Source organism: Butyrivibrio sp. XPD2006, from assembly GCF_000420865.1.
Lineage (GTDB): Bacteria > Bacillota > Clostridia > Lachnospirales > Lachnospiraceae > Butyrivibrio.
In genome coordinates this window covers 168,031-193,949 of sequence record NZ_ATVT01000006.1, presented here as the reverse complement: position 1 = coordinate 193,949, position 25,919 = coordinate 168,031, and the positions used below count along the sequence as shown (strand labels likewise).

At 44.0% G+C, this 25,919-nt stretch carries 18 protein-coding genes and 2 pseudogenes; 16 read left to right on the top strand and 4 right to left on the bottom strand.

Going from position 1 to position 25,919, the window contains the following annotated elements; genetic code table 11:
* Positions 1–2: 2 nt before the first annotated feature.
* Positions 3–2,495 carry an EAL domain-containing protein gene (locus tag G590_RS0109090; protein ID WP_022765354.1) on the bottom strand — a complete coding sequence of 831 codons (2,493 nt, stop codon included), beginning with the start codon at positions 2,493–2,495 and terminating at the stop codon, positions 3–5.
* 79 nt (positions 2,496–2,574) lie between these two features.
* Here G590_RS0109090 and G590_RS18960 point away from each other — a divergent pair, with 79 nt between their 5' ends.
* The 5 genes and pseudogenes from G590_RS18960 to G590_RS0109060 all read left to right on the top strand — a co-directional run.
* Positions 2,575–3,594 (top strand): tyrosine-type recombinase/integrase, encoded by a 1,020-nt coding sequence (locus G590_RS18960; RefSeq protein WP_022765353.1) that lies wholly within the window; start codon positions 2,575–2,577, stop codon positions 3,592–3,594.
* A 953-nt stretch (positions 3,595–4,547) separates the two neighbouring features.
* Positions 4,548–4,778 (top strand): ArsR/SmtB family transcription factor, encoded by a 231-nt coding sequence (locus G590_RS21655; protein WP_051142131.1) that lies wholly within the window; start codon positions 4,548–4,550, stop codon positions 4,776–4,778.
* A gap of 158 nt (positions 4,779–4,936) precedes the next feature.
* Positions 4,937–5,545, top strand: a complete 609-nt coding sequence (locus G590_RS0109070) for a TetR/AcrR family transcriptional regulator (RefSeq protein ID WP_022765352.1) — start codon at positions 4,937–4,939, stop codon at positions 5,543–5,545.
* A gap of 47 nt (positions 5,546–5,592) precedes the next feature.
* Positions 5,593–6,639: an aldo/keto reductase gene (locus G590_RS0109065; RefSeq protein ID WP_022765351.1), complete on the top strand. Its 1,047-nt coding sequence runs from the start codon at positions 5,593–5,595 to the stop codon at positions 6,637–6,639.
* Positions 6,640–6,650: 11 nt separating this feature from the next.
* Positions 6,651–6,968: pseudogene (locus G590_RS0109060) on the top strand (carboxymuconolactone decarboxylase family protein); the annotation flags it as partial.
* A gap of 87 nt (positions 6,969–7,055) precedes the next feature.
* Here G590_RS0109060 and G590_RS0109055 read toward each other — a convergent pair.
* Positions 7,056–8,243, bottom strand: a complete 1,188-nt coding sequence (locus tag G590_RS0109055; RefSeq protein ID WP_022765349.1) for a cation:proton antiporter — start codon at positions 8,241–8,243, stop codon at positions 7,056–7,058.
* A gap of 162 nt (positions 8,244–8,405) precedes the next feature.
* Between G590_RS0109055 and G590_RS20580 the strand changes: the two genes are divergently transcribed.
* The 3 genes and pseudogenes from G590_RS20580 to G590_RS21760 all read left to right on the top strand — a co-directional run.
* Positions 8,406–11,015 (top strand): ATP-binding protein, encoded by a 2,610-nt coding sequence (locus G590_RS20580; protein ID WP_022765348.1) that lies wholly within the window; start codon positions 8,406–8,408, stop codon positions 11,013–11,015.
* The gene (locus G590_RS0109045; protein ID WP_022765347.1) at positions 11,012–12,310 is read left to right on the top strand and encodes an ABC transporter substrate-binding protein; all 1,299 of its coding nucleotides are present in this window, start codon (positions 11,012–11,014) and stop codon (positions 12,308–12,310) included. The genes G590_RS20580 and G590_RS0109045 overlap by 4 nt, the downstream gene beginning before the upstream one ends.
* 68 nt (positions 12,311–12,378) lie before the next feature.
* A pseudogene (locus tag G590_RS21760) lies at positions 12,379–12,486 on the top strand (hypothetical protein); the annotation flags it as partial.
* Between the two features lie 19 nt (positions 12,487–12,505).
* Here the strand turns inward: G590_RS21760 and metF are convergent.
* Positions 12,506–13,366: a methylenetetrahydrofolate reductase [NAD(P)H] gene (metF, locus tag G590_RS0109035; RefSeq protein ID WP_022765345.1), complete on the bottom strand. Its 861-nt coding sequence runs from the start codon at positions 13,364–13,366 to the stop codon at positions 12,506–12,508.
* A gap of 161 nt (positions 13,367–13,527) precedes the next feature.
* On the opposite strand from metF, the gene G590_RS0109030 reads away from it, so the two are divergent.
* The 8 genes from G590_RS0109030 (at position 13,528) to G590_RS20570 (ending at position 25,365) form a co-directional block, all read left to right on the top strand.
* Positions 13,528–14,460 (top strand): LysR family transcriptional regulator, encoded by a 933-nt coding sequence (locus G590_RS0109030; RefSeq protein WP_022765344.1) that lies wholly within the window; start codon positions 13,528–13,530, stop codon positions 14,458–14,460.
* Positions 14,461–14,692: 232 nt separating this feature from the next.
* Entirely contained in the window at positions 14,693–16,057 is a 1,365-nt protein-coding gene (locus tag G590_RS21830; protein ID WP_022765343.1) for a manganese efflux pump, read from the top strand.
* A gap of 127 nt (positions 16,058–16,184) precedes the next feature.
* The gene (locus tag G590_RS0109015) at positions 16,185–17,543 is read left to right on the top strand and encodes a sensor domain-containing diguanylate cyclase (RefSeq protein ID WP_022765342.1); all 1,359 of its coding nucleotides are present in this window, start codon (positions 16,185–16,187) and stop codon (positions 17,541–17,543) included.
* Between the two features lie 34 nt (positions 17,544–17,577).
* Entirely contained in the window at positions 17,578–19,182 is a 1,605-nt protein-coding gene (locus tag G590_RS0109010) for a GGDEF domain-containing protein (RefSeq protein ID WP_022765341.1), read from the top strand.
* Between the two features lie 14 nt (positions 19,183–19,196).
* Positions 19,197–19,952: a YwaF family protein gene (locus G590_RS0109005; protein WP_081641033.1), complete on the top strand. Its 756-nt coding sequence runs from the start codon at positions 19,197–19,199 to the stop codon at positions 19,950–19,952.
* 74 nt (positions 19,953–20,026) lie between these two features.
* The gene (locus tag G590_RS20575) at positions 20,027–23,281 is read left to right on the top strand and encodes a DEAD/DEAH box helicase (protein WP_022765339.1); all 3,255 of its coding nucleotides are present in this window, start codon (positions 20,027–20,029) and stop codon (positions 23,279–23,281) included.
* 42 nt (positions 23,282–23,323) lie between these two features.
* A complete protein-coding gene (locus G590_RS0108995) occupies positions 23,324–24,193 on the top strand; it encodes a J domain-containing protein (RefSeq protein ID WP_022765338.1) in 870 nt (289 codons plus the stop codon).
* Positions 24,194–24,381: 188 nt separating this feature from the next.
* Positions 24,382–25,365 (top strand): Rpn family recombination-promoting nuclease/putative transposase, encoded by a 984-nt coding sequence (locus G590_RS20570; protein ID WP_022765337.1) that lies wholly within the window; start codon positions 24,382–24,384, stop codon positions 25,363–25,365.
* A 37-nt stretch (positions 25,366–25,402) separates the two neighbouring features.
* On the opposite strand, the gene G590_RS0108985 is transcribed toward G590_RS20570, so the two are convergent.
* Positions 25,403–25,879, bottom strand: a complete 477-nt coding sequence (locus G590_RS0108985) for a pyridoxamine 5'-phosphate oxidase family protein (protein ID WP_022765336.1) — start codon at positions 25,877–25,879, stop codon at positions 25,403–25,405.
* Positions 25,880–25,919: the final 40 nt, after the last annotated feature.

The following is a 25,919-nucleotide window of genomic DNA, read 5'->3' as shown; positions in this document are numbered from 1 at the left end:
TGCTAAGCCTGTTCTTTAATCCTGTCAAGAAGCTTTTGATACATATTCTCGTCGGTAGATTCTTTATCAGAACGGGCTATGGCGGCTATACTTACTTTCAGCGTCAGTTTGTTTCCATCAATTTCTTTAATGGAATTAACTGCGGTTTTAATTTTCTCTGTTAACATATCAAGTTCAGACTGCTTGGTTGTATAGGACAGCATTGCAAAGTCTGAGTTTGTCACTCTGGCTGCAACGATGCTGCCAGCAGTGCTTTTGAGTATCTCTTCACTCATGCGCTTAAGGACTTTATCTGCAAACTCTTTTCCATAGTCGGATATGACCCTGTCATGTCTGGTGTTTCTAAGGAGGATAAGGGCATAGTCTGTACCATTTTCATTGTAGTCGCTGGCATAGTCTATAAGGACATCCATGAAGGCTTTTCCGTTCATGAGGCTGGTGACGTGGTCCAAACGCTTTACCTGGAACAGACTGTCCATTCGTTGCATTTCTTCATCAACATCTATGAAGTATCCCATGAGACCGATAATCTTAGTTCCATCATAGATAGGAGACTTAAAGCACATAATGTTATGAAGAACGCCCTTGACAATGCAGTTTCCGGGAACATTCGCAATTATAGCGCCCTTTGAAAGAACGTCCAACTCATCATCTCTATATATCTTGCCGTCCACATGCCAGCCCATATCTTCGTCGTCTTTACCGTAGATGTCATCAATGGTAAAGCCGTAGAAATCGAGAAATGACCTGCTGGCGCCAAGGAATCTTCTGTTTTTATCCTTCCAGAAGAACTTTAAGTGTGAGGTGGTGACAGTGTTTACCCACATCTTTGCATACATGGCTGAATCAGCATCTTTAAGACCGTAATCTTCCGGATTATAGATATTCTTGTTGGTTGATAGGATGGAATCTGTGTCATCGGGAGTTGACTTTGTGCACAAAAGAAATTCTTTTCCCTCGGTACTTGGAATAAGCATGAGGGAGATTACCTTCAACTCGTAGTTTCCATTTTCCTGCTTTATCTTGAATATATTTTCGATAAAGCCCTTTGATGATGCTTTTATGCGGTCGTTAAGAGTAGTCCAATCGCAGAACTCTTCAAATTTCTTGGCATCGGACAGGGCTACGAAATTCTCTTTGAATTCGTTAATACGTATATCAAGAGTTGTGTTTTCTATTGCTATATCAGTAACATAACGGTATTTACCAACCAACGGATAAATAGAGTTTTTGGACGGATTGATCTGAGCAACAGAATCAAATATGTGATTGAGCTCTTTTAATCTGAATTCAAGGGTGTTATGTTTTGTAATACTATCATCTGAGGATATATTGCGTATGGAATTCATGATGACATGACTTCCGGCATTCTCAGCAATCTCTTTTCCCTTAAGACAAAAGATGTTTCCGTTGCTGGTAAAGTAGAAGGTCTCAAGGTTTTTGGACTGTTCCATATTACGGGCAAATTCTTCGAGCTTTGCAGCCAAAGGAGAGCCTGAGTTGAATACTATCTGATCGATCATTTCCAGGCTATAGGGCTTTTCAAAGATCTGCAGTTTGTAGACGTCATTCATGAAAAGAGTTCTGAATTTTCCGTTGTCATCTTCGATGAGGGCAAGGGATTCATCAGTACGTCTGGCACTGAAACTTACAACGTCATAGTAATGACGCCATTGTCTCTTTTCAATATCTATACCGCATGTGTTGATGTGCTCAAAGAATTCGTCAATTGGCATTGGTTTGCCATAAAAGTAGCCCTGAAGTCTGCCACAACCGATATTCTTAAGGAACTCCACCTGTTCTGCTGTTTCTACACCTTCTGCCAGAGTCATGATGTCTATTTCTTTGGCCATGGTGACGGTTGAAGTGATGATGGCCTTGGACCTGTCGGTGAAGGAATGGAGGAATTTCATATCCAGTTTCAGGGTGTCGAAATGATAATCCTTAAGCAGTGTGAGAGAAGAGTATCCGCTTCCGAAGTCATCCATCCAGACTTCATAACCGGTGCTTCTAAAGCTCTCGATCACAGATGTCATCAGCTCGGCGTCGGAAACGATCATGCTTTCGGTAATCTCAACATGAATGTAGTCCCTGGGAATATCATATTCATTCACTGCATCCTCTAAAACCTTGAGCATGTCAGCAGCTTCAAAATCAAGTCTTGAGAAATTGACCGACACCGGAACGGCGTCCAGACCATTGTGAAGACGCTCTGATATATCGGAGCAGACTTTTTTTACAATCCAGCAATCCAGCTTTGGAATCTGTTTGCTTTCTTCGAGAGCCCCAATGAAGACATCGGGATAGAGGAAACCGTATTCGGGATCTATCCATCTTGCCAGAGACTCGGCACCGCACAGCTGCCCTGTGAGCGCACGAATAACAGGCTGGTAGAATACCTTCACCCAGCCTTTTTCCAGTGCTTCGTCGATATGCTTGACCACGTGCTCCGCGATCTTTTTTCTTTCTGCGCTATTGTCTTTTGCAGGAGGCATATACGAAATCTCCACAAAATATTATTACTATATAGAGCATAACATAATATATGTCAAAATATATGAAAATAGAGATTAAATGATTATAAAATATATGGTGCAGAAGTACATTGATAACAAGAACAATCTTAAGACGACGACAAAGGGGATGTACGTTTTTGTCTTCAAACATTATATCAGTAATACTTTTGGAAAACGCAAGATTGTAGATATCAAATACTCAGATGTCCTTACTTATTATTTTCATATGCTTAAAGAGGATGGGTTAAGCGGGAGTATTGTTGATCATGTGCATGGTCTTTTACATCCTGCTTTTCAGATGGCTGTGAGAGATGGACTGATAAGGACAAACCCGACAGATGGCGCCATGGCAGAAGTGAAAGCAAGTAAGTACTTTGTTGTTGGAAAGAGAGAAGCTCTTTCTGCAGAACAGCAGAAAGCATTCATGGATTATCTTAAGAGTAATCGTGAATATACAGGGTGGGTTCCTGTCGTCACAGTGCTTCTTGGAACTGGTATGCGCATAGGAGAGTGCCTCGGTCTTACATGGAATGATCTTAATTTTAAAGAGAGGACAATATCCGTAAATCACACACTGACGGATAGGCCTGATGAACACGGACATACCCAGAAGAGAATCGAAACTCCAAAGACAAAGGCAGGAACAAGGATCATTCCTATGGTAGATGAAGTGTTTGATGCGTTCCTTGATGAGTACCAGATCCAAAAGTGCCTGGGATTTTGTGAAGAAGAGATTGATGGTTACAAGGACTTTGTTTTTTCAACAGCATCGCATACTGTTTATCTTGCTAGTGCAGTTAATCATGCAATTCACAGAGCTGCTGACAGTTATAATGAAAAGGAGAAGCATAGGGCTGAGTACGAGGAAAGAGAACCACTTCTTTTGCCGACCTTTTCAGCGCATAACCTCCGTCACACTTTTTGCACCAGGCTCTGCGAGAATGATGTTAACCTGAAGGTTATCCAGACAATTATGGGGCACTCTGATATCACAACTACGATGAACATCTACGCAGACTGCCATAAAGAAAAGAAGAAAGAAGCCCTGGATAGTCTTAAGGGCAAGCTGATTCTTTAACTGCTGTTGTTCCCGAAGTGGGAACAGCAGAACATCTCAATTTGTATATGAAGTGGTCAGAAAACTAGTGACACTCACTATTACAGGAGGTATAATTAATAGGTAGATAGCAATTCCAAGATGTGCCTTGAAAAATGTAATGTCCTATAGTTGGAAATTGCAGTCCAAAGGTACTGAACAATGAGCATAGTGGTAGCCGTAACTGAGCACCACTAAAAAATGGAGTTGCCTCATCAGTGACAATATTTTCGTTCCCCTCAGTGGTCTTTGAGGGAGTAATTCATTGAATGTTTCTTGAGGAATAGTTCCTTTCAATTCCGCTTAATTCCGGAAGAAGGACAATATCCAAAACGTGTTCCCGACACTGAAGAGTTCTAAATAATTGACAAATCCAGTGTTTATCTGGATTTGCATGGATTATTGATGAATCCGGCATTGGCTCGGATTCGTGTAGATGGTTGAAAAACCTTCTTGTGCAAATTTTCGGGCGCCCTCGTGGCGCCCGTATTCTTGATATTTCAGGCGCGTCTGTATTCCTGGCAGTACTTGCGCTCGTATTCTTGATTCAGGGGGCTGTTCCCACACACCACGCTTCTGATTCGTGGCACCACTCATTGTTCTGATGCGTGGAAATTTCCTTTTTTAAATTCAGGCAATCAATATATAACTCTATGTTACTTATAGGTATTCTATTAAGCCATGCATTTATGCCTCTAGCAAGGAAAAAGTACATTCAGGGGCATATTTATCTGAGCTACAGAATTGCGCTTAAATGCGAAGTATGCCCTAGATAAGAAAAATCTATTATCCAGGGCATACGTTATGGCACTTCAAGGGTATTGCTTAGAGCGAAGTATGCCCTAATCAAGGTAAAAATGTTTGAGAAGGCATACTTCAATCAATTTCGTTATAAAAAATGAATAATAGTATGCCTTCGAATGGAGAATATGTCATTGAAAGGCATATATTACAATTTTTCATGCTATATAAGGTCAAAACATAAGACAAGCAGAAAGGATACTCTTTCTCATCACATGAAGATACTGGTGGATTCAGGTCTTGTTAATGACAGAAAGGAAGGCAAGTGGCACTACTATTCAATAAACACAGCCATAATGAAAGAATTCTGTGGTTTTATAAAAACTCTCTGTAATGAAACCACCGGCAAATGTTGTAAGGAATGAACGAGAGAACAAAATCGATTCATTCTTTGGCCTTTCTTTTATTTTGCAAAGAAATTAAAAGAAAATAAACTTTCAAATCATATCTTGACACGGTGTCAGAATGACCATATAATTCAAATTGACACGATGTCAGAATAAAAAACATAGGAGCATGAATCATGCCAAAAGGATCCCCTGAAAGAACCGCAGCAAGAAAAGAAGAAATCATAAACGCCTGCGAGAAACTGTATCAAACCATGAGCTTTAAGGATATAACTCTTAAAGAGATCGGGAGCGAAACCTCTTTTTCAAGACCCACCATATACAACTATTTCCAGACAAAAGAGGAGATATTCCTTGCGCTGTTTGAACGTGAGTATATGAGGTGGAATGAAGAACTGGAATCTATCCTTCAGGACAATGAAAGCCTTACGAAGGAGCAGATCGCTGAGAAGCTTGCATCATCCCTCGCAAACAGACCACAGCTGCTTGCCATGAACAATTTCGATATGGAGGCAAACAGCAGGCATGAACTTCTGATTTCCTTCAAAGTGGCTTACGGTCAGTCACTGAAGAACGTGGGAATGATACTTACCAAGTTCTGCCCTGAGAAGTCGGAAAAAGAGATCCGGGACATCTTATATGTCTTTTTCCCGTTTATGTTTGGCATTTATCCGTACACTGCAGTAACAGACAAGCAGAAGGATGCTATGAAACAGGCAAATGTGGACTATGTATATCAGTCTGTTTTTGAGATGACCAATAATTGTCTGATGAAGCTTTTATAAAGAGATGCAGAGAGATAAAACAGCAGATCTAAGGAGGGTAAGTGGCGATGAAATACACAAAACTTGGAAATTCAGACTTAAACGTATCACGTATCTGCATGGGCTGCATGGGATTTGGAGATGCTACGAAGGGACAGCACAGCTGGACTCTTGATGAAGAGCATTCCAGAGAGATCATTAAAAGAGGGCTCGATTTGGGCGTTAATTTCTATGATACCGCTATAGCTTATCAGAGCGGAACCAGCGAGCAGTATGTCGGCCGTGCTCTAAGGGATTTTGCAAAGCGTGAAGATGTAGTTGTTGCGACAAAATTCCTTCCCAGAACACCGGAAGAAATTGAAAAAGGAATAACCGGTCAGCAGCATATCGAGAACATGGTAAATACAAGCCTTCAGAATCTTGGAATGGACTACGTGGATCTGTATATCTATCACATGTGGGATTGGAATACAGAACTCTATGACATAATGGATGGTTTAAACCGCATCGTGAAAGCAGGTAAGGCAAGATATATCGGCATTTCAAACTGCTTTGCGTGGCAGATTGCCAAGGCTAATGCGCTTGCAGAAAAAGAGGGCTTTGCTAAATTTGTTTCAATTCAGGGGCATTACAATCTTATCTTCAGAGAAGAAGAGCGCGAGATGGTTCCGTATTGTGAAGAAGAGAATATTGCACTTACTCCTTACAGCGCACTGGCAAGCGGAAGACTTTCACGAAAGCCCGGCGAAGGTGACACAAAGCGCGCAACCGAGGATACCTATGCGAAGTTTAAATATGATACTACAGCAGAACAGGATGCTGTGATCATAAATCGTGTGGCAGAACTTGCAGATAGGCATGGTGTGACTATGACGGAAGTATCCCTGGCATGGCTCCTTACAAAGGTGACTGCCCCTGTTTGCGGAGCAACCAAGCTTCATCACATCGAAGGCGCAGCAAAGGCAGTGGATCTGGTGCTGACAGACGATGAGCTTAAGTACCTCGAAGAGCCATATGTGCCTCATTCACTTGCAGGTGTTATGGCGCAGAATAAAAGAACCGACGCATCCAAGAAACATGTGTGGTCCACCGGAGACCAGAAGATAGGAAAGTGAGGAAGACAAAAATGAGTGAGAAAATCGTACAGACAGCAGGAAGAGATCAACTTGGTGAGTTTGCACCAATGTTTGCACATTTAAATGATGACGTTCTCTTTGGAGAAGTCTGGAATGAAGAAGCGATCGATGTTAAGACAAAATGCATCATCACGGTAGTTTCACTTATGGCTTCCGGAATCACAGATTCATCTCTTTCATATCATCTTCAGAATGCGAAATCGCATGGAGTAACTAAGGAGGAAATCGCGGCAATCATCACACATGCCACCATGTATGTTGGCTGGCCTAAGGGCTGGGCTGTGTTCCGTCTGGCAAAAGAGATATGGAACGAGTAAAGGCTATTGATGAAGTAAAGAAGCCGGAGGTGCATCTGTGGCAGATTATTTAAAGGAAATCAAGGGTGGCTGAAAGCCTCAGGCAGGGGTACCGGATTTTTCATCTGAAGCATATATAGCCTTTAATAATATCGGAGTAAGGATAGAGCTCAATATTATCAAAAGAATTACTGCGGTAAAGTATCTGCTGTCGACGATATCAGCTTTAAGGCCTCTTTGAGCTACGATAAGAGCGACTTCGCCCCTTGTCATCATACCGACACCGATCTTTAATGAGTCAGAGGTGTTGTACTTAAGGAGCTTTGCTGCAATTCCGCAGCCTACAACCTTTCCGAGGAGTCCAACGACTACAAAGGCTGCAGAAAACGCAAGGATTGTCATGTCGACAGACCTGAGGTTTGTCTGAAGTCCCACACTTGCGAAGAATACAGGCCCAAATATCATATATGAATTTATGTCCATCTTTCTGTCTATGTACTGAGAGTTGTCCAGAGAGCTGAGGATAATGCCGGCAACATATGCGCCGGTGATATCCGCTACGCCGAAGTACTTATCAGCAACATAAGACATCGCAAAGGCCAGTGCCAGGCCCATGATCGGGATTCTTCTGGTATGTGGCCATTTTGCTTCCGCTTTTGACATTATCTTAAATATGATTATTCCGACAACAACCGAAAGCGCAAAGAAAGCCACAGTCTTTAAGCAAACAGCTGCAAGATTGGCATTGGGATCTTTCAGGCCCAGAACAGCTGTAAGAACCACAATTCCTATTACGTCATCTATGATTGCGGCGCTCATGATTGTTGTTCCGACTTCTGTGGATATTTTTCCAAGTTCCTTGAGAACCTGAACTGTTATGCTCACGGAAGTAGCTGTAAGAATAGTGCCTATGAAGAGTGCTTTTATGAATTCGGTTGATCCCGGAGCTGCAAAGCCATAGAAGGCCATGTACAGGAGAGTACCCAGAACAAGGGGAACTCCGACGCCGGTGCATGCCAGGATCGTTGCCTTTAATCCTGATTTTTTGAGCTTGTCGATGTCTGTTTCCAGTCCTGCACTGAACATCAGAAGAATTACACCGATTTCGGCCATGCCTGACAGGAAATCACTGGAATTAACAAGATTAAACAGGGTTGGCCCTATGAGAAGACCTGCGATGATCTCACCGGCAACCTGTGGAGCATGAAGCCTTCTGGCTATCAGTCCGAAGAGCTTTGCGCTGACAATAATTATAAAAAGATCTCTTAATATCTGAATTGTATCCATTTGTTTACCTCCATCTTATAGATGCTAAGAACTGAGTATGATACTTTTTTTGCTAAAAATCAAGTTAAAAAAGTATAACCAAATCGGTTTGGCGCATATTATGTGATAAAATAATGATAACAATAATCATGTATTCTTAACTGCCAGACCGGAGGCTGAAGTTTGAGAAGAGGCCTGATAATAGCAATAAATCTCTTAATAATGGGATTCATCCTGTTCTTCATCGTCAGGTATGCGAACGAAAAGGCTGATGAGAGCTACGAGAATGGAATTATCGCCTTTGAAAAGATGACCGTGACCACCAATCAGATCATCGCCAATTACCTTGAGGATGAGCAGCATCTTTGTGATATATGGGCGAACTATGTCAATTTTTCTGCGCAGGAAGGCGCGCCTATGACTGATGATGAGGCTATATCCTTTATCAGAAGGGCAAAGACAACACCTGAGATCCAGGCACACCTTATATTTCTTGACAGTCCGAAAAGAGCAGGTATTTCAACGACTGCTAAGGTATCCGATCCTGATGTCTATGACGTTTCCTACAAGAATATAAATATCTTTGACAACATCGAAAGCGCCGGCAATTCCAATGATGCTGTCAAACTTACAAGAGCCTATACAAATCCCATGAACGGTGTACAATCCATCGCATTTTATAATTTTGTGACTGTCCTTGATAAGGAGAGTGGTGAGCAGAAAAGCGGCATACTGATGAGAGTTGTTCCGTTGAGCAGCCTTGAACAGAAGCTGGTTTTCCTTAAAGGTGAGTACGAGAACGTCGAGATAAGCCTGATAGACAAGGAAGGCAATTACGTTGTCCGTGGCAAGTCCTTTAAGAACAGCAATTTCTTTGAGTACTTCAAGTCATACAATAAGGCTTCAGCCGAAGAATATGGGCAGGTGACAGGGAAGATTGCCGGTGGGACGGGCACCATGACGATCAAGAACTTTAAAGGTGAGGATTGTATTTTATCTTACACACCTCTTGAGATTATGACGACATGGGTGCTACTGGCTTATATTCCGGCAAAAGACCTCGTGGCGAGCCGATCCATTGACTGGCTGCTCCTGGGAATAGCGTCACTTGGATTCTTGGCTCTTTTGATATTCAATTCCGTTGTCATGATGATTTACAACCGCGAGCTATCAGAGGCTGCACAGCAGGCGAATCAGGCCAATGAGGCCAAATCGTACTTCCTGTCCACAATGTCCCATGACATCCGTACACCTATGAACGCGATACTGGGATTAAATGAGATGGTACTCAGGGACTCTAAGGATGACAGTATCAGGATGTATTCGGAGAGCATAAGAACTGCCGGAAGCACGCTACTTGGTATCATCAATGATATTCTGGATTTCTCCAAGATAGAAGCCGGGAAAATGGAATTGGTAAATGTGGATTACAGCCCTGCTTCCCTTCTTAACGATCTCGTGAACATGATACAGCAGAAAGCGGAAGATAAAGGCCTTTCATTAAACCTGGATATAGACAGGAATATTCCGACGACCCTTAACGGAGATGAGATAAGGATCAAGCAGATTGTCATCAATATCCTCTCGAATGCCGTAAAGTATACCCATCAGGGATCCATAACCTTCTCGGTGCATGCGCATCAGATTCCGGATAAGCCTGATTCGGTCATGATCAGTGCCAGCGTCGCAGACACCGGTATAGGCATAAAACCCGAAGATCTTGATAAATTGTTTGTCGCCTTTGAGCGTATTGATGAAAAGAAGAACAGGAATATCGAGGGCACAGGACTCGGAATGGCCATTACCCAGAGATTTCTTGACATGATGGGAAGCCGCCTTGAGGTTGAGAGTGAATACGGTAAGGGCTCGGTATTTTCTTTTGAACTGGAGCAGAAGGTTGCTAATTGGGAGCCCATCGGAGATTTCGAGGAAGCCTTCAGACGCTCACTGAGTGAGCGGACCAATTATCGCGAGAAGTTCACGGCACCTACGGCAAGGGTGCTTGTGGTTGATGATACATCTGTAAACCTCATGGTGTTTGTAAATCTGCTTAAGCGGACTGAGCTTAAGATCGATACTGCGGAAAGTGGTGATGAGGGTATAGCTCTTTTTGCAAAAGAGCCTTATGACGTAATCTTCCTGGATCATATGATGCCGGAAAAAGACGGTATAGAGACCCTCAAGGAGATGAAGGCATTAACGGATACTCCGAATAGAGAGATTCCGATAATCTGTCTTACCGCCAATGCGATTTCCGGTATGCGCGAGATGTACACAAATGCCGGATTCGACGATTATCTCACCAAGCCGATCGACGTCGAGAAGCTTGAAACGATGCTGCTTCAGTATCTTCCAAAGGACAAGGTGAAGCTTGTTGAAGATGACGCCGAGATTTCTTTTGCCGATGAAAAAGACGAATCTGAGCTTCCGGAGTTCCTTGCAGGCATCAAAGAAATTGATGTGGATGCAGGCCTTGAGTATTGCGGAGATAGCGAGGATTATGTCGAAACTCTCAGGCTGTACGCAGGAAGCGCTGAAAAGAAAGCGGAAGAAATTGAGAAATACTGGGCTGAAAGAGATATAAAAAATACTACGATAAAGATACATGCGCTGAAGAGTGCGTCGCGATCGATAGGCGCACTTGAGCTTTCAGAACTGGCTGCAAGGCTTGAGAAGGCCGGTAACAGCGATGACACGGAGACGCTGGAAAAAGAACTTGAGGAACTGCTTTCAAGATACAGGCAGTTGGCTGTGGAACTTGAACCATTAAGAGAACAGGAGGAATGCTTATGAAAAAGACATTCAGGACATTATTTTCTTTAAGCATGGTTGTTATGCTTCTTTTGCAGGGCTGTGGCAGTGCAAAGAAAGCGGATGCCCCGTTTGAGCCAAAGTACGACAAGGACACCGAGTTTTCCCTGACTGTTGCCGGAAGCTACAGTAACTTTGAGTCGCTCGAAGCAGAGTTTGAGCGCTTTTATGAGTACTATCCCAATGCAAGCCTGCAGTATGTATCGCTGGATGATTATAATAACACTATTTCCAGTGCTCTTGTGGGCAGTGAGCCGCCGGATATCTTTACGACCAAAAGCTCGATGATCGGCGATGAAAAGTATGACGATATGTTTGATGCCTGCGAGGTTTTGTCCGATTCCTCGGTTGACATCGATTATTCCTGTATCAGAAGCTCCCTGATACGTGCTACGGATGCAGGGGATGTTGTTATGCTCCCGATATTCACGACTTCATACGGAATGCTGGTAAATATGGATATCTTCGAAAAAGAGGGATTGAAGGTTCCGACAAATTATAAAGAGCTTGTGAGTGTTTGTGAGAAGCTTAAGAGCGCAGGATATGAATCTCCCGTGATGGGAGCAGACAGGTTCAGCGGATCAGGACTGTTTAATTGTTTTGTCTATCCGATGTATGCGTACAATGTGATACAGAACAGTGATAAGGTTAACGCTCTCAATAATTTCGAACCGTCTTCGGGAGAGCTGATGCGCCCGGCACTTGAGAGACTTGATGAATTTGTTAAATCAGACTGCATAGACGTAGCAAAGTGTCAGGAGGAGATAACTGATGAATATGAGCAGGTTATCATGAGGTTCTTTGAGGGTGATGTGCCGATGATGTTCGCTGCAGGCGACACGGTTTCCGGAACAGCCAAGAGAGAGAGTAAGTCTGACGCCTTTTCTGCAAATCCTTTTAAGTACAAATTCTTTACTGCGCCTGCAGGTGATGACGGAGGATATTTTATCAATTCGATCAGTATCTGCTTCTCTGTCAACAAAAACAGCAAGAACCTCGACATGGCCAATGAGTTCATGCGTTTTCTGATCAGTAGAAAAGAGCTTAACAACATGGCAGGACTTAAGAGACTGATCACACCGACCGATGATTTTTCAGCTGACGAGATTTATTCAGCGATCGCAGATATACCGGATAAGAGGAGCTTTAGTGACAAGGAAACAGGTCTTTTGGACCCTGCAGTAAGACAGTTCAGGGCAGCGATCTATGCTGTCGGCAACGGAACGATGACAGTAGATGAGGCAATTGCTGCGTACGGAAGTATTCCCGAGGAATAAACGAAACATACAGGCGTCCGGGTCATAAGACCCGGGCGTCTTTTTTATTGTGGCCTGAAAAAGAAAGAAGCCGTTCAGAGCGTGTTGCTAAATACAATCAGCTTCTTCGCATCGAGGAGCAGCTCGGAGCAAGCGCCGTTTATCCCGGAATGGCAGCATTCCATATCAAAAAATAATGTGACATCGTAATGACTGTCAGACTATGTTCTTTATGCCCTCACAGATCCTTCTTGCAACTGCAGGATTATTCATGGTGTAGAGATGGATTCCGGGGATATCGCTCACAAGCAGATCGATTATCTGGCTGAGGGCATAAGACATACCTGCGTCAAAGAGTGCTTCCTTGTTATCCTCGTAGCGCCTGATTATCTTTTGGAATCTCTCAGGGAAAGATGCGTTGCACATGCTGATCATTCTCTTGATCTGGGCAGCGTTTATGACCGGCATTACACCGGGGATCACAGGGACATCAATACCTGCGATCTTGCATTCTTCGTTGAAATTAAAGAACGCATCATTGTCGAAAAAGAGCTGTGAAATAAGTGCCTCGGCACCGGCATCGACTTTATACTTAAGGTGCCTTAGTTCACTGACCCTGTCGGGAGATTCGGGATGGCATTCCGGATAGCAGGCTCCGAGGAAGCAGAAATCATAGCCGGGTTTCAGGAAGTTTATAAGGTCGGAGGAGTGTCTGAAGACATTCTTCTCAGGTACTTTATCGCTTTTGTCGCCTCTGAGGGCCAGGACATTCTCGATGCCTTCGGCATTCAGAACGCGGGCAAATTCTTCAATCTCAGCGCTGTCATAGTGAAGGCAGGTGAGATGGACCACGGGCTCGATGCCGTATTTGTACTTGATCTTCTTGGCCAGTTCTATGGTCCTGTTGCAGTTGGAGGATCCGCCGGCTCCGAAGGTCACACTGATGAAATCCGGGCTGAGCTCTGCAAGTACATCCAGGGTGTCATCTATATTATCAAGCCGGGAATCTTTCTTTGGAGGAAATATCTCGAAGGAAAGAGTCCTTTTTTTGTTCTTGTAAATCTCTGATATCTTCATGTTTTCCGGTTCCCTTTTCCGTACTTTTTTCTTGTTTCAGAAAGTATAAAGCCGGCCGGGCGAGCGGTAAAATATAAAAAGATGTCTTTTGATAATAGATTTTATCTATGGATAAGCAGTATAATTGCAGATATAATCTATGACTATTCCGGAGGAAAAAGATGACTCTTAAACAGCTTAGATATATCACGGTTGTGGCAGATACAGGAAACATCACCGATGCGGCGAGGAAGCTCTATATCGCACAGCCCAGTCTGACAGCTTCCATTCAGGAGATTGAAAAGGAATACAATATAACTATCTTCAACAGATCTAAAAAAGGAATCGAGCTGACCCGGGAGGGTGAAGAATTTCTGGGATACGCAAGGCAGGTTCTGGAGCAGGCCAATCTGATCGAGGAGAGGTACAGCGGGACGGTTACAGGTAAGCACAGGTTCTCTGTTTCGTCCCAGCACTATTCATTTGTGGTGGAAGCCTTTGTTGAACTGCTGCGGAAAGCCGGCGGTGACAAGTATGAATTTCACATGAGAGAAACCGAGACTTACGACATAATCCGGGATGTCGCCATGCTCAGAAGTGAGATAGGAGTTCTTTATCTGAACAAGTTTAATGAGACGGTCATCAATAAAACGTTGCGTGATAATAACCTGACATTTACATCGCTTGCCAGGGTTAAGCCTCATGTCTTTATCGGAAGGAAATCTCCGCTTGCAGGGAAAAAGAGTCTGTCGCTGGAGGACTTAAAGCCCTATCCCCGCCTGTCCTATGAGCAGGGCTCACACAATTCGTTTTATTTTTCCGAGGAGATACTCAGTACCGCGGATTCTGATAAAGAGATAATCGTCCGCGACAGGGCAACGCTGTTCAACATGCTGATAGGTATGAACGGCTACACCATCTGCAGCGGTATAATAAGTAAGGAGCTCAACGGTCCGAATATTATAGCCAAGCCTTTAAATGTTAATGATTATATGGAAATCGGATATATACTTCCGAAGGCTATACATCCGTCGACATTGACGCTTGATTACATTGATATCCTTACACGAAAGCTTAAAATGGGAAACGACAATGACCTTGAAGTGAAGCATTGACAGTATCACGATTTAATGATAAGATTTCTCATATTTCCCATGAGGGAGTAGCAAGCGTTTTGAGACGTAGCAAGTCAACATACTGGCCATCCGGCCTGGCTTGTTTTAAATTGCGAGACTCATGTATAGTTGTTGATGGAAGAACTATGCATGGAGTCTATATTTCGAATTGATGACCAAGTATAGTTTTTCTGTACTTGGTCTTTTTATTTTTCATTTTAGGAGATTGATTATGGGCTTATTTGAAGTACTGCTTTTGGCGGTAGGTTTGGCAATGGACGCGTTCGCGGTGTCTATCTGTAAGGGCCTGGCAGCCGGCAAGGTCACAAAGAAAGAATACCTCTTGTGCGGCGTGTGGTTTGGAACCTTTCAGGGAGTGATGCCTCTTATAGGGTATCTGGTAGGCTCCAATTTTGTTAAGCTTATCAGCATGGTTGCGCCGTGGGTGGCGTTTATACTGCTGTCACTTATCGGTGGCAATATGATAAAAGAGGCGCTTGGCCCGGATGAGGAAGTCTCTCCGGGATTTGATGTCAAGACAATGTTCATGATGGCTGTAGCCACAAGCATCGACGCGCTGGCGGTCGGTATCACTTTTGTCGCTGTGCCGGTTAAGATTATTGATTTCGGAAGTCTTATCAATGTTGTGATCGCGGTTATCATCATTGGCGTAATCACATGTTTGATTTCAATGGCGGGAGTTAAGATAGGAAGTGTCTTTGGTGATCGCTACAAAGCCGGATCCGAGATCATGGGAGGAACTATCCTGTTGTTCATTGGCTTCCGTGCGCTGATAACACATCTGGACAGCTCTAATACACTTTCGGATTCAGAGACAATTTTCGGTATGCTTATCCCGCTTGTGGGAACACTGCTCGGTTCGCTGATCATATATGCTCAGAAGACCCGGCTTTCAGACAAGATGAGAGCTGTGCTGGTGGGCTTTAGTTCAGGTATCATGCTCTCGGCAGCAGTATGGGGAATGATAGAGCCTGCGGTTGAAGGGTTCAGCTCCGGTGCACATAAGGGGATTGTACCTGTTACAATATGCTTTTGTGTGGGCGTGATATTCCAGATCCTTCTTGATAAATTCATACCTCACACGCATGTTTACTCAGATATAACCGAGGGGCCGGAGAGTAAGCTAAGCCCTAAGATCAAGGCAGTACTTAAGGAAGTGATCCATCATATTCCTGAGGGAATAGCTCTGGGAGCAATATATGCAGCTCATTTCATGGAGACTGAATGGATATCGTCATCGGTCGCATTTGTACTGGCTGTGGCAATCGCGCTTCAGAATATTCCGGAAGCGCTGAACGTTTCACTTTGGCTTAGAGATGCAGGAACCAAGACAGGTAAGGCCTTCCTTATGGGAGTTGTGTCCGGTGCACCGATACCGCTTCTTGGAATTATCACGGTAGTGCTTGTTGTTTTATTCCCGGGCCTTCTGCCGTATATCATGTCGGTCTCCGGCGGAGCCCTTGTCTATACCACCATCGAGGAGATTCCGCAGATCGCCCTCAAGCAGGACAACGACCGCGGCGCCCTTGCCTTTGCTGCAGGCTTCGCAATTGTCATGCTCATGATGTTCATCTGAAAATGGTCCCATGACCCCGTCCCCAGGGGTCATTTTTTTATAGTTATTTAAAATCTTTTCCGCAGGACAAGTGCTATAATTGTAGTAAGTAACGTAAATACGATTACAGATGTTTTTATTTTGGAATATGAAGAAACTTGACCGGGCAACCAGATATACGATAATCATCTGCATCGGACTCGTAATCTTCAACGTTATCTTTGGATATGTTCTCAGTACCGTGGCGGCAAAGGCAATGAGAACTCAGATCAATGAGCGTATGCTTGATATTTCCAATACGGCAGCAGCGATGCTCAATGGTGATGAACTGGCCAGGATAACAGCTGATGACTACGGGTCTCCTGAGTATGAGAATGTCATGAAGACGCTTACATACTTTCAGGACAATATCGAGCTTGAATACATATATTGCATAATTCAGGTAAGTGAGAAAGAATTTGTCTTTGGCGTAGATCCTACTATTGAGGATCCGGGTGAGTTCGGATCGCCTATCGTGTATACGGATGCTCTGTATGCTGCAAGTAAAGGTAAAGCCGGTGTTGATGAAAAGCCATATGCTGATGAATGGGGAACATTCTACAGTTCTTATTCACCTGTCTTTGATTCAAACGGAGATGTGGCCGGAATTGTGGCTGCTGACTTCAGCGCAGACTGGTATCAGAACAAGATTAAGCAGCTGCGCCATATTATTATGATCTTCATTTCTGCGGCCCTGATTGTGAGTATTTTTCTTGCAATTGCCATTGCCGGTCAGTACAGCAAATTCTTTGTTACCCTGATCAGGAAGATGAACGATCTTTCGAGCGGTATCCAGACACTTATGGATGAGGTGGAGGTCGCAGATGACAGCGACGGGTATTTTAACGTCAGTGAAGCGGATATTGATAAAGACATGCATGACGCCATCAAACTTCTTGAAGAAAAGATAGTAATCATGCAGATGAGACTGACAAAGCAGATAGAGATCATCAGATCACATGCTTATATAGACGGACTGACGGGACTGAATAACAGAACTTCCTACATGGAATATCTGCAGATTCTGGAAGAAAAGATGAGATACGACCAGAACCTTGTGTTCTCGGTTGTTGTATTTGATATCAATCAGCTGAAGATGATAAATGACGATCTGGGTCATGACCAGGGTGACAGGCTTATCATCGAGACTGCAAACGAAATCCGTGAAGTATTTGGCGGAAACAGGATCTATCGTATTGGTGGCGATGAGTTCGTTGCAATTCTTGATAATCAGGATCCGTCAGATCTGATCGCAAAACTAAGAATCATAATTGATAAGAAAAACAAGATCATGCCTGTTTTCAAGGATGCAGGTATAGATATGTCTATTTCTGTAGGTTTCGCAGCCTATGACCCTGAAACAGACAAGACCTATACCGACGTTTTCCACAGGGCAGACAACGCCATGTATGCAGATAAAAGAGCCTTCTACCAGACTCACGAGGATCGAAGAAGGTCACGAATCTAAGACATAGCAGCTCATAATAATTAATGAGGTTGATATGGATAAACGTCTAAATCAGATATATACCCTGTTTATGGCTATAGCATGCATCATTGTTGTGGTGTATGCTTTTAAAAGTGCTGCGCTGATTCCTGAGCGGATGTTTCCCGGGGATACCGAAGTTGCCATATCACCTGTTAGTGAGACAATTGATTCTGATGATGTCTATCACGCCACGCTGGATGCTTCCGAGATTGTAGAAGCCGGCGGATGTCTTTCTTTTACCGCAGTCACCGATGATGTATGGGTTTATTCAGGAGATGATCTCATATACGAGTGCGTTGGCTCTCGTTCTATTTTCATTCGCTCAACCGGAACTACATGGCACTTTGTACGCATTTCTGATGCAAACAAGCCTGTAACAGTAAGGCTTGAAGCTTATTATGAGAGGACTAAACCTCCGGCTGCTCCTGAATATTCGGCCGGGGATTATTACAATATCAGGTCAATGATTATTGTTGGCTCGATACCGGTGTTTATCATATCCATCCTGGATATTCTCTTCGGCCTTATAATGATCGTGTATTCGTATGCGACAAGACGCGTGAATTCGGGCAGATCCAAGATGGCTTATATTGGTCTTACAGCGCTGCTCATAGGCCTTTGGTCTGCCGGAGAAACCAACGCAATGGTTGTTCTGATGACCAATCGTGCACTGGCCGGTGTCTTTGCCTTTCTGATCCTGATATTCATTCCGATTCCTTATGTCATGTATATCCATGCGGTTTTATGGAAAAAGGATAAGTTCTTATACAGGATTCCTATATTTCTTTCGTTCCTGGACTTTATTGTGGTAATCAGCCTTGCGGTGACAGGGGTAATGGACCTCAAGGAGACTGTCATTATCACACACCTGACCTGGGGGGTAGCCATTGTATATGTGCTCGCGGCAGCTATAAATGTGCTAAGGACCAAAAAGAGTGAAAGAGATGAAATGGCTGTCTTTAACACGGCATCAATGCTTGTGCTAATCGCAGTCACAGGTCTGGAGATAGGTTATTACTGGACCGGAATGAGGCTCCAGAATGATGTATGGGGCCGTGTGCTTATACTGTGTTATATAGTGCTTCTTGCCTATAACAATATCGTTGAGTCCCTGAAGGATATCGAGAGGGGAAGAAAGGCGGAGTACTACAAAGAGCTTGCCAATACCGACGCCATGACAGGTCTTGCCAACAGAACCGCCTTCAATCATGACCTTGAAAAGCTTGCCGAAGAAAAAGAGTACAGCATTGTTTCCATGGACTTGAATAACTTAAAGGAAGTCAACGACACCAAGGGACATCAGGCAGGCGACAGATATATAATAAGTGCAGCCAGAATAATAAAGAAAGCATTTGGAAAAGAAGGTATCTGCTATCGTATAGGTGGCGATGAGTTCAGCGTGATAATCAAAAAGCCCGAAAGTGGTGCCATCACTTCAAATCTCATCCCTAAACTGGAAGAAGGAATACGGGCATATAACAGCAGCAATCCCTCTGAACCGGTGACGATCGCCGTGGGCTTTGAGAGCAAAACTCCGGATTCCGACAGAAGTTATAACGATATACTTCACAGCGCAGATGAAAAGATGTATGAGAACAAGCGCATGCTGAAGAGCTGAACTGACAACAGACTATGGAATACTTTTGGAAACAACAAAATGACATACCTCAGGAGATGGGCTATCCTCTTTTTGGAGCAGCCCATCTATTAAGTGTGGGGGTAACGCTGCTACTTGTAATAGCCGCAATGACTGTTATCAGGAAAAAGAGCCTTAGAACGCAGAGACGGGTGATGAAGATAATCCCGGTTTTCATGCTGATACTGGAGGCGCTTAAAGATCTTTTCCTGATGTCAGTAGGAAGATTTAGCATCGGCTACCTCCCGCTCCACGTCTGCAGTATCGGGATATTCGTATTTCTTTTGCGCGAGTATCTCCCATGGGACAAGGCGAAAAAGTACTTCGGCGAGGTGGCAGTAGTGCTGATCATGCCGGCGTCGCTTGCTGCGCTTATCTTCGCGGACTGGACAATCTACTATCCCGTTCTTAACTTCATCAATCTTCACAGCTATCTCTGGCACGGCCTGCTGGTTCTTTATCCGCTTCTTTTATATCAGGCAAAAGAGATATCACCTTCAATAAAGCATATCCATTGGGTTATAATATTCCTATGTCTGGTGGTACCACCGATCTATCTTTTTGATAAACATTTTGGATGTAATTACTTCTTCGTAAACCAGCCGGTGCCGGGAACTCCGCTGATGTGGCTTGCATCGTTTATGGGTAATCCCGGATATCTTGCAGGCTACGCCATCCTGGTAATCCTGGTACTCGCACTGGTCTACCTTATTTTTTGGTCCCTGGGGACGGAGGTAGGGGACCATTTTTGACCCCTGGGGACGGAGTCAGGGGACCATTTTGTGATCATAAAGAGCTAAAAAATTAAAAGTTGGGGAAGACAACAATGGGGAAGACAGAAGGCACACTTGCTGAAAAAGTACTGAATTACTGGTTTGCAATAGAGTTTTTATCACAGGATTCTTATCCGGGTAGCTACGATATCATGAATAAGGTTAAAAGACACAAGGCCAAAGTGGCAGCAGGCAAAAAGAGCTTTAAGTGTCTTGAGACCTTCATCAGGCTCGATAGCGACGACATGGATAAGGATCTTTTTCAGATAATAGAAAAAGAAGCCGGCGACTGCAAAATGAAACTGTGGGGAAACATCACGGTTTATGTTGGCAAGGTAAAAAGAGATTTTTGCGTTGAGGAGCTTTCCAGGTCAATAAAGGTGGATTCTTCATGCATTTCAAGAAAGCCCGAGAAGACTAATGAAAGAATCGCCATGGCAAGTTTTCAGCTGAGCCCGGCTGGTAGATTTTTGGAGAAGTCTATGTCGCTCTCTCCAATCCTGTGGGCGCTTGGCAAGCTCAAGAACTCTGACGGTGATCTGTCTAAATACCTGAGAGCCAAGGATTATGCTATGGACGTAAAGGGCATAGAGGAGAAGTTTTTTGACAAGTTTACAGATAAGAAAGTGAGCTCTGACATTACAGAGAATACAAGCGCGGCTGTGGAAACGGTGAAGCTTGAAAACATAGGCGCACTGTATAATTACATTGTGGACAAGTATATCGACGGCAACCTGCATGCTGCAGAAGACGGTGTGGATCCTTACGAGGAGGTCTATGGAATCTCCTTCCAGATGTATGCTGATGAAGCGACAAAAGACAAAAAGGAAGACGACAACTATCTTGGACTTAGCCATGATTTCTTTTCCAATGATATAGCCATGGTGCTGGACAAAGTTAAGACCGGAAGCCTCTCTGAACAAGGGAAGATGACTGAGGATCTGATGAAGTACATAGAGATTACAGATTTTGAGCCATCTGCAAGGATCGATCTGGTTAATCCCGATGACAAGCTCTTTTACCGGGACAAGCTCAATGAACTGCTGGATCCGATGAAGGCGCCTCTGGGTAAATGGCCCTCAAAGTATATGCCTGCGATGATGCAGGAGATTGCCATAAACACTGCGGGGAGCTGCAATATCTTTTCCGTAAACGGGCCTCCCGGCACGGGCAAGACTACTCTGCTTAAGGAGATCATCGTCGGGAATATAGTTAACAGGGCTATAAAGCTCTCGCAGTACAACAATCCCGATGATGCTTTTGAGAGTCATCAGTTTTTGCACGGAGACAAGGATGGCCATGCATATTCGCAGTACATCAAGAGGTGGTACTCGTTAAAAGACGAGTCTGTTAATGATTACAGTATGCTGGTTACGTCATGCAACAATGCGGCGGTTGAGAATATTTCAAAAGAGCTTCCCAAGAGCGTGCTAAAGGACCTTGAGCCCGGGAAGAATGACACAGAGGAGATGATCGAGGCGCTTAAGGAGGTCAGCGATCTTTTTGACCTTGAGAAGTCTGAATGCATAGAGGAGACTAAGGCAGGTGAAAAGTATAAGGACATATATTTTACGAACTTTGCCAGAAAGATAATCGACGACAATGATGCATGGGGACTGATTGCTGCGCCTATGGGTAAAAAGTCTAATCTTTCCCGTTTCTACAGCGAGGCACTGATCAAGCTTGATATAGACTTCTATCGCAAGACGGAAACGGCGATAGAGCGAAGGGAGCAGTACCGTAAAGTAAGGGATGAGTTTAACAGCCAGCTGTCCAAGGTACGCAGGATGCAGGCGGAGATTGAGGATATCAGGAAGCATGTTATGGCTTCTGAAAGCGGCGAGATTTCCGATAAGATCCTCGAACTTAATAGGCAGGTTGTTGATTACAGGAATTCTGTAGGTCTTTTGACAAAGATATTTAACAGGAAGAAGTTTGACTCGGTTTATGGACTGGCTGATAGATTGGAGCGCAAGGCTGCGGAGCTTGAGGTGTCTGAAGAGAAAGCGAAAAGAGCTCTCGAAGAACTAAAAAAGAGTGGGCAGATGGGTGAATTCAAGGCACTTGATAAGACTTTTGTTGACGCGCTGCTGGATCCTAATGCCAAGACTTCGACAGATGCGCAGGTTAGCAATCCATGGTTTACCCAGCGCTATAACAGGGAGAGGGAGAAGCTGTTCTTTCTGGCGATGAGGCTGAACAAGGAGTTTGTGCTCTGCTCCAATCATTGCAGGGATAATTTCAAAACCCTTGGGCAGTATTGGGGCCTTCGAATGGGGGATGACGGCAAGAAGGTTGAATTCTCGCAGACAGACAAAGAGCAGATGGTACCGGCCCTGCTGCAGACGCTGTTTTTGTTTGTGCCTGTTATCTCGACGACCTTTGCCTCTGTAGGAAGCTTTTTGAGGGATGTCAAAAGGCCGGGAGTCATAGGGATGCTGGTAGTGGATGAGGCCGGACAGGCTCAGCCTCAGATGGCTGTTGGCGCTCTCTACAGAAGCAGAAAAGCCATAATTGTGGGTGATCCAAAGCAGATCGAGCCTGTTGTAACCGATGATCTGGCGCTGCTCAAGTACGCTTTCAATGATGAACAGTTGAACTTTTACAAGCAGAAGAATGTGTCGGTGCAAAGCTTTGCCGATAAACTCAACTTCCTTGGTACATATTTAGATGACGGCAATGGGGTAAAAGAGTGGGTAGGCTCCCCTCTGATTGTTCACAGACGCTGCATTTCGCCTATGTATGATATCTCTAATTATCTGTCATACAATGGGATCATGAAGCAGCAGACGTTGAGTCCCAAGGAAGAAGTCAGAGCTACTCTTACAAAAGATAAGTCTGAGTGGATAGATGTAACGGGGCAGGAGAAGGGTAACGGCAATCATTTCGTTGAAGCACAGGGAGAAGCAGTTTGCGAGCTTTTAGAGATGTCTTTTGCCAAGAGCAAAGAACCCGATATCTACATTATCTCGCCCTTTGTGAGTGTCGTTGCCGGGATAAAGGAATACATTGCATCTTACTGTAAGAGCCATCCCGATACGAAGATAGACCAGGAATATATCCTCGATTACGAGAACAGAAAAATAGGCACTGTTCACACATTCCAGGGCAAGGAAGCAAATGAAGTCATATTCCTTCTCGGATGTGACGCCGGCGATGCCAGCAGTGGTGCCATCAGATGGGTCAACAACAACATAGTAAACGTCGCAGTCACCAGAGCCAAGTACCGACTCTACATAGTCGGCGACTCCAAGGCATGGTCTAAATCCCTCTGTGTAACCACCGCCCACACCATACTGACCAGATAATTTTGACCCCTGGGGACGGAGGTAGGGGACCATTTTTGAGATATGACATTAAAAGAAGCATACAAGATCCTGGGTGCGTCGCAAAAGGATGATCCCAGGACAGTCAAAACCAAATACAAAAAGCTTCTGATCCTGTATCATCCGGACTCTGATCCTACCGGGAAAAGAGATCCCGAAGATGATGATAAGATCAGACAGGTCATAGAAGCTTACCGGAAGATCAGGGAATCGGAGAGCGAATCAGGCTATGATCCTTATGAGTTTACCTGGGACGCCTTTGAGAACAGGAATGCCTTTTCCGAGAGGAACATCTACGTTCAGTTCAAGATGTATGATGAAGAGCTGCCTTTGTCCAGGATGGCTAGAGGCAGATTTGTCTGGGACCCTGATATGGAGGAGTTCAGGCTCTTTTCCAAGAGCGTCCTTGAGGCGTGCAAGGAAGTCATAACTGATTACGATGCCACGCCGACTTCTGATCTGGTAAAAGACATTTTCCACCTCATGATGCAGGAGTATGTCCTCCCGGCGGATGCCGCCAGAAAGCTCGGCAGGAAGGTCGGAGAAGATGATAAGTCGGAAATTTTTGTGTTTGGGGGATTTGTAAAAGATGCATCGGCAACAGCCGGAGAGCCTCTAAACATCTACCTTAGAGAAGACAGGGCAGTCGTAGAAGAAATAGTGACAGGGAAAGTATTGGGGACTGTTTCGTTCGATGCGGATGAACTCTATTATGTGATTCTGCCGCTTCTCGAAGATCCTGAAGTTGAAGTTCGTGCTACTGCTACAAAATGCGATAACGACAGACGCCACGGATCACGGATATATGTTGTCATTCGCCTTGTGATTCCTGCGGGGTTAAAAGACATTCCGGTCTCTTACAGTGACAGGATAAGAAATAGATTGCAGGTTTAGTAAGCTTTCCCACCACTTTTATGTGGTGGGTCTTTTTAATTCTTAAGAAATCTTAAGAAATTTCGATGGTAAATCTTAAGAATTTGGTGCTAATATAATCTTCGCGCTCATTCAGAGCAAAGCCTTTTGCGTTCGCAGAGGCATCAGCATTTCGCTGGTAATATCTCATCAAAGAAAGGAAAAGTTTTATGAACAACAAGGTAATGCCTGCAAAGCAAATGCAGGAAATTGGCATCTCTTATGCTGATGCCAGAAAAGCAGTGGAATCCATGAACCTCATAGATGGATTCTTATTTGACAGCTCTATTGAGAATGAGGAAGATGCAAAAGTGGTCATAGGGGCTATTCTAAGAACAGTTTTTGACCGTGAGATCAAGGAAATCCGGGTGACAGCACAAAAACAGTTTCAGGCTTTTGATACTAAATACCACGGTATCAGGCTGGATGCACATGTGACGGAAGAGGAAGACGGGAAGGTAAGTGCAACAATCTATGATGTTGAAATGGAGAACAGAATTGCAGATAAAGCATCTCTTCCAAAGAGATTACGATTTTACAACTCCCTGATTGATAGCAGATATCTGGAATCTGGCATGAACTATAACAATTTGCCTAATTTTGTGTCAATCACGATTCTTTCATATGACCCTTTTGATGCAGGGGATATTTACTATGAGGCAGGTACAGTTTTGACAACTCATCCTGACGTTGAATACATGGATGGGATATCACACTTGTATTTATACTGCAATGGTAAGATCAATGAATCTCTGTCTCCATCGCATGGAAAACGCCTTATGGAAGTGTTAAAATATATAGTATCAGGAGAGAAGATAAACGCATCAAATCCTGAAGTAAACAACCTCGAAACAGTCGTATCAAAGATCAAGAAAAGACCGGAGGTAACCAAGAAATATATGCAACAATGGGATAGAGAAAGAATCCTGGTTCAGGAAGCTAAGGATGAAGGAACTGAAATAGGAAAAGAAATAGGAAAAGAACAGAGCCTAATAGGGCTTATTTGCAAAAAGCTATTAAAAGGTAAAAGTGTAGAAATCATAGCTTCAGAAGTTGAAGAAGATGAAGAGTACGTAAAGGGAATCTGTTCCGTAGCTGAGAAGTACCTTCCTGACTATGATGTAGAAAAGATATATGAAGAGTGGAAGCAGTAATTAGCGGCGCAGCCATTGGGCTGCGCCTTTTTTCTGTTCATGACTCATTAACCAGTTTCCCTGTCATATGCTCCGGTGTCAGTTCCAGGCACTGGACACGTGGCAGGGCATTTTTTAGCTCTTTTTGAAGATATTCTTCGTCATCGGTGAACTTGCGACAGAGCTGAGTACAGATTTCTCTGGCCTTCTCCGGGTCGTCGACGAGTTTCATGCGGCCAAAGATGACAACACTGTTTATATTCAGCGCCCATTCGCCCTCTTTGCGATAGCCTTCATCGTAGACGCAATAGCTGACTTTGTCGCAAGCCTTGATGGCATCGAGCTTATGACCTTCCTTGGCTCCGTGGAAGTAGAGCTTGCCATCTTCCTCGCAGTACCAGTGATCCAACACAATGCCGTATGGATATCCGTCATCGCCAAGAACAGAGAGCACACCTCTGGGCTCGGTTTTCAAGATCTCGATGCAATTTTCTTCAGGTATCTGCTGGGCAAATCTTCTCATTTTTCTAAACATAGTCTATACTCCTTATTCAAGAATTAGCTTCTACCATTTT

Coding starts and splice junctions, on each gene's coding strand:
- G590_RS0109005 (WP_081641033.1), top strand. CDS start 19,197: ATGGAATACTTTTGGAAACAACAAAATGACATACCTCAGGAGATGGGC.
- G590_RS0108995 (WP_022765338.1), top strand. CDS start 23,324: ATGACATTAAAAGAAGCATACAAGATCCTGGGTGCGTCGCAAAAGGAT.
- G590_RS20575 (WP_022765339.1), top strand. CDS start 20,027: ATGGGGAAGACAGAAGGCACACTTGCTGAAAAAGTACTGAATTACTGG.
- G590_RS0109045 (WP_022765347.1), top strand. CDS start 11,012: ATGAAAAAGACATTCAGGACATTATTTTCTTTAAGCATGGTTGTTATG.
- G590_RS0109030 (WP_022765344.1), top strand. CDS start 13,528: ATGACTCTTAAACAGCTTAGATATATCACGGTTGTGGCAGATACAGGA.
- G590_RS0109070 (WP_022765352.1), top strand. CDS start 4,937: ATGCCAAAAGGATCCCCTGAAAGAACCGCAGCAAGAAAAGAAGAAATC.
- G590_RS18960 (WP_022765353.1), top strand. CDS start 2,575: ATGATTATAAAATATATGGTGCAGAAGTACATTGATAACAAGAACAAT.
- G590_RS0109055 (WP_022765349.1), bottom strand. CDS start 8,243: ATGGATACAATTCAGATATTAAGAGATCTTTTTATAATTATTGTCAGC.
- metF (WP_022765345.1), bottom strand. CDS start 13,366: ATGAAGATATCAGAGATTTACAAGAACAAAAAAAGGACTCTTTCCTTC.
- G590_RS0109090 (WP_022765354.1), bottom strand. CDS start 2,495: ATGCCTCCTGCAAAAGACAATAGCGCAGAAAGAAAAAAGATCGCGGAG.
- G590_RS21830 (WP_022765343.1), top strand. CDS start 14,693: ATGGGCTTATTTGAAGTACTGCTTTTGGCGGTAGGTTTGGCAATGGAC.
- G590_RS0109010 (WP_022765341.1), top strand. CDS start 17,578: ATGGATAAACGTCTAAATCAGATATATACCCTGTTTATGGCTATAGCA.
- G590_RS20570 (WP_022765337.1), top strand. CDS start 24,382: ATGAACAACAAGGTAATGCCTGCAAAGCAAATGCAGGAAATTGGCATC.
- G590_RS0109015 (WP_022765342.1), top strand. CDS start 16,185: ATGAAGAAACTTGACCGGGCAACCAGATATACGATAATCATCTGCATC.
- G590_RS0109065 (WP_022765351.1), top strand. CDS start 5,593: ATGAAATACACAAAACTTGGAAATTCAGACTTAAACGTATCACGTATC.
- G590_RS0108985 (WP_022765336.1), bottom strand. CDS start 25,879: ATGTTTAGAAAAATGAGAAGATTTGCCCAGCAGATACCTGAAGAAAAT.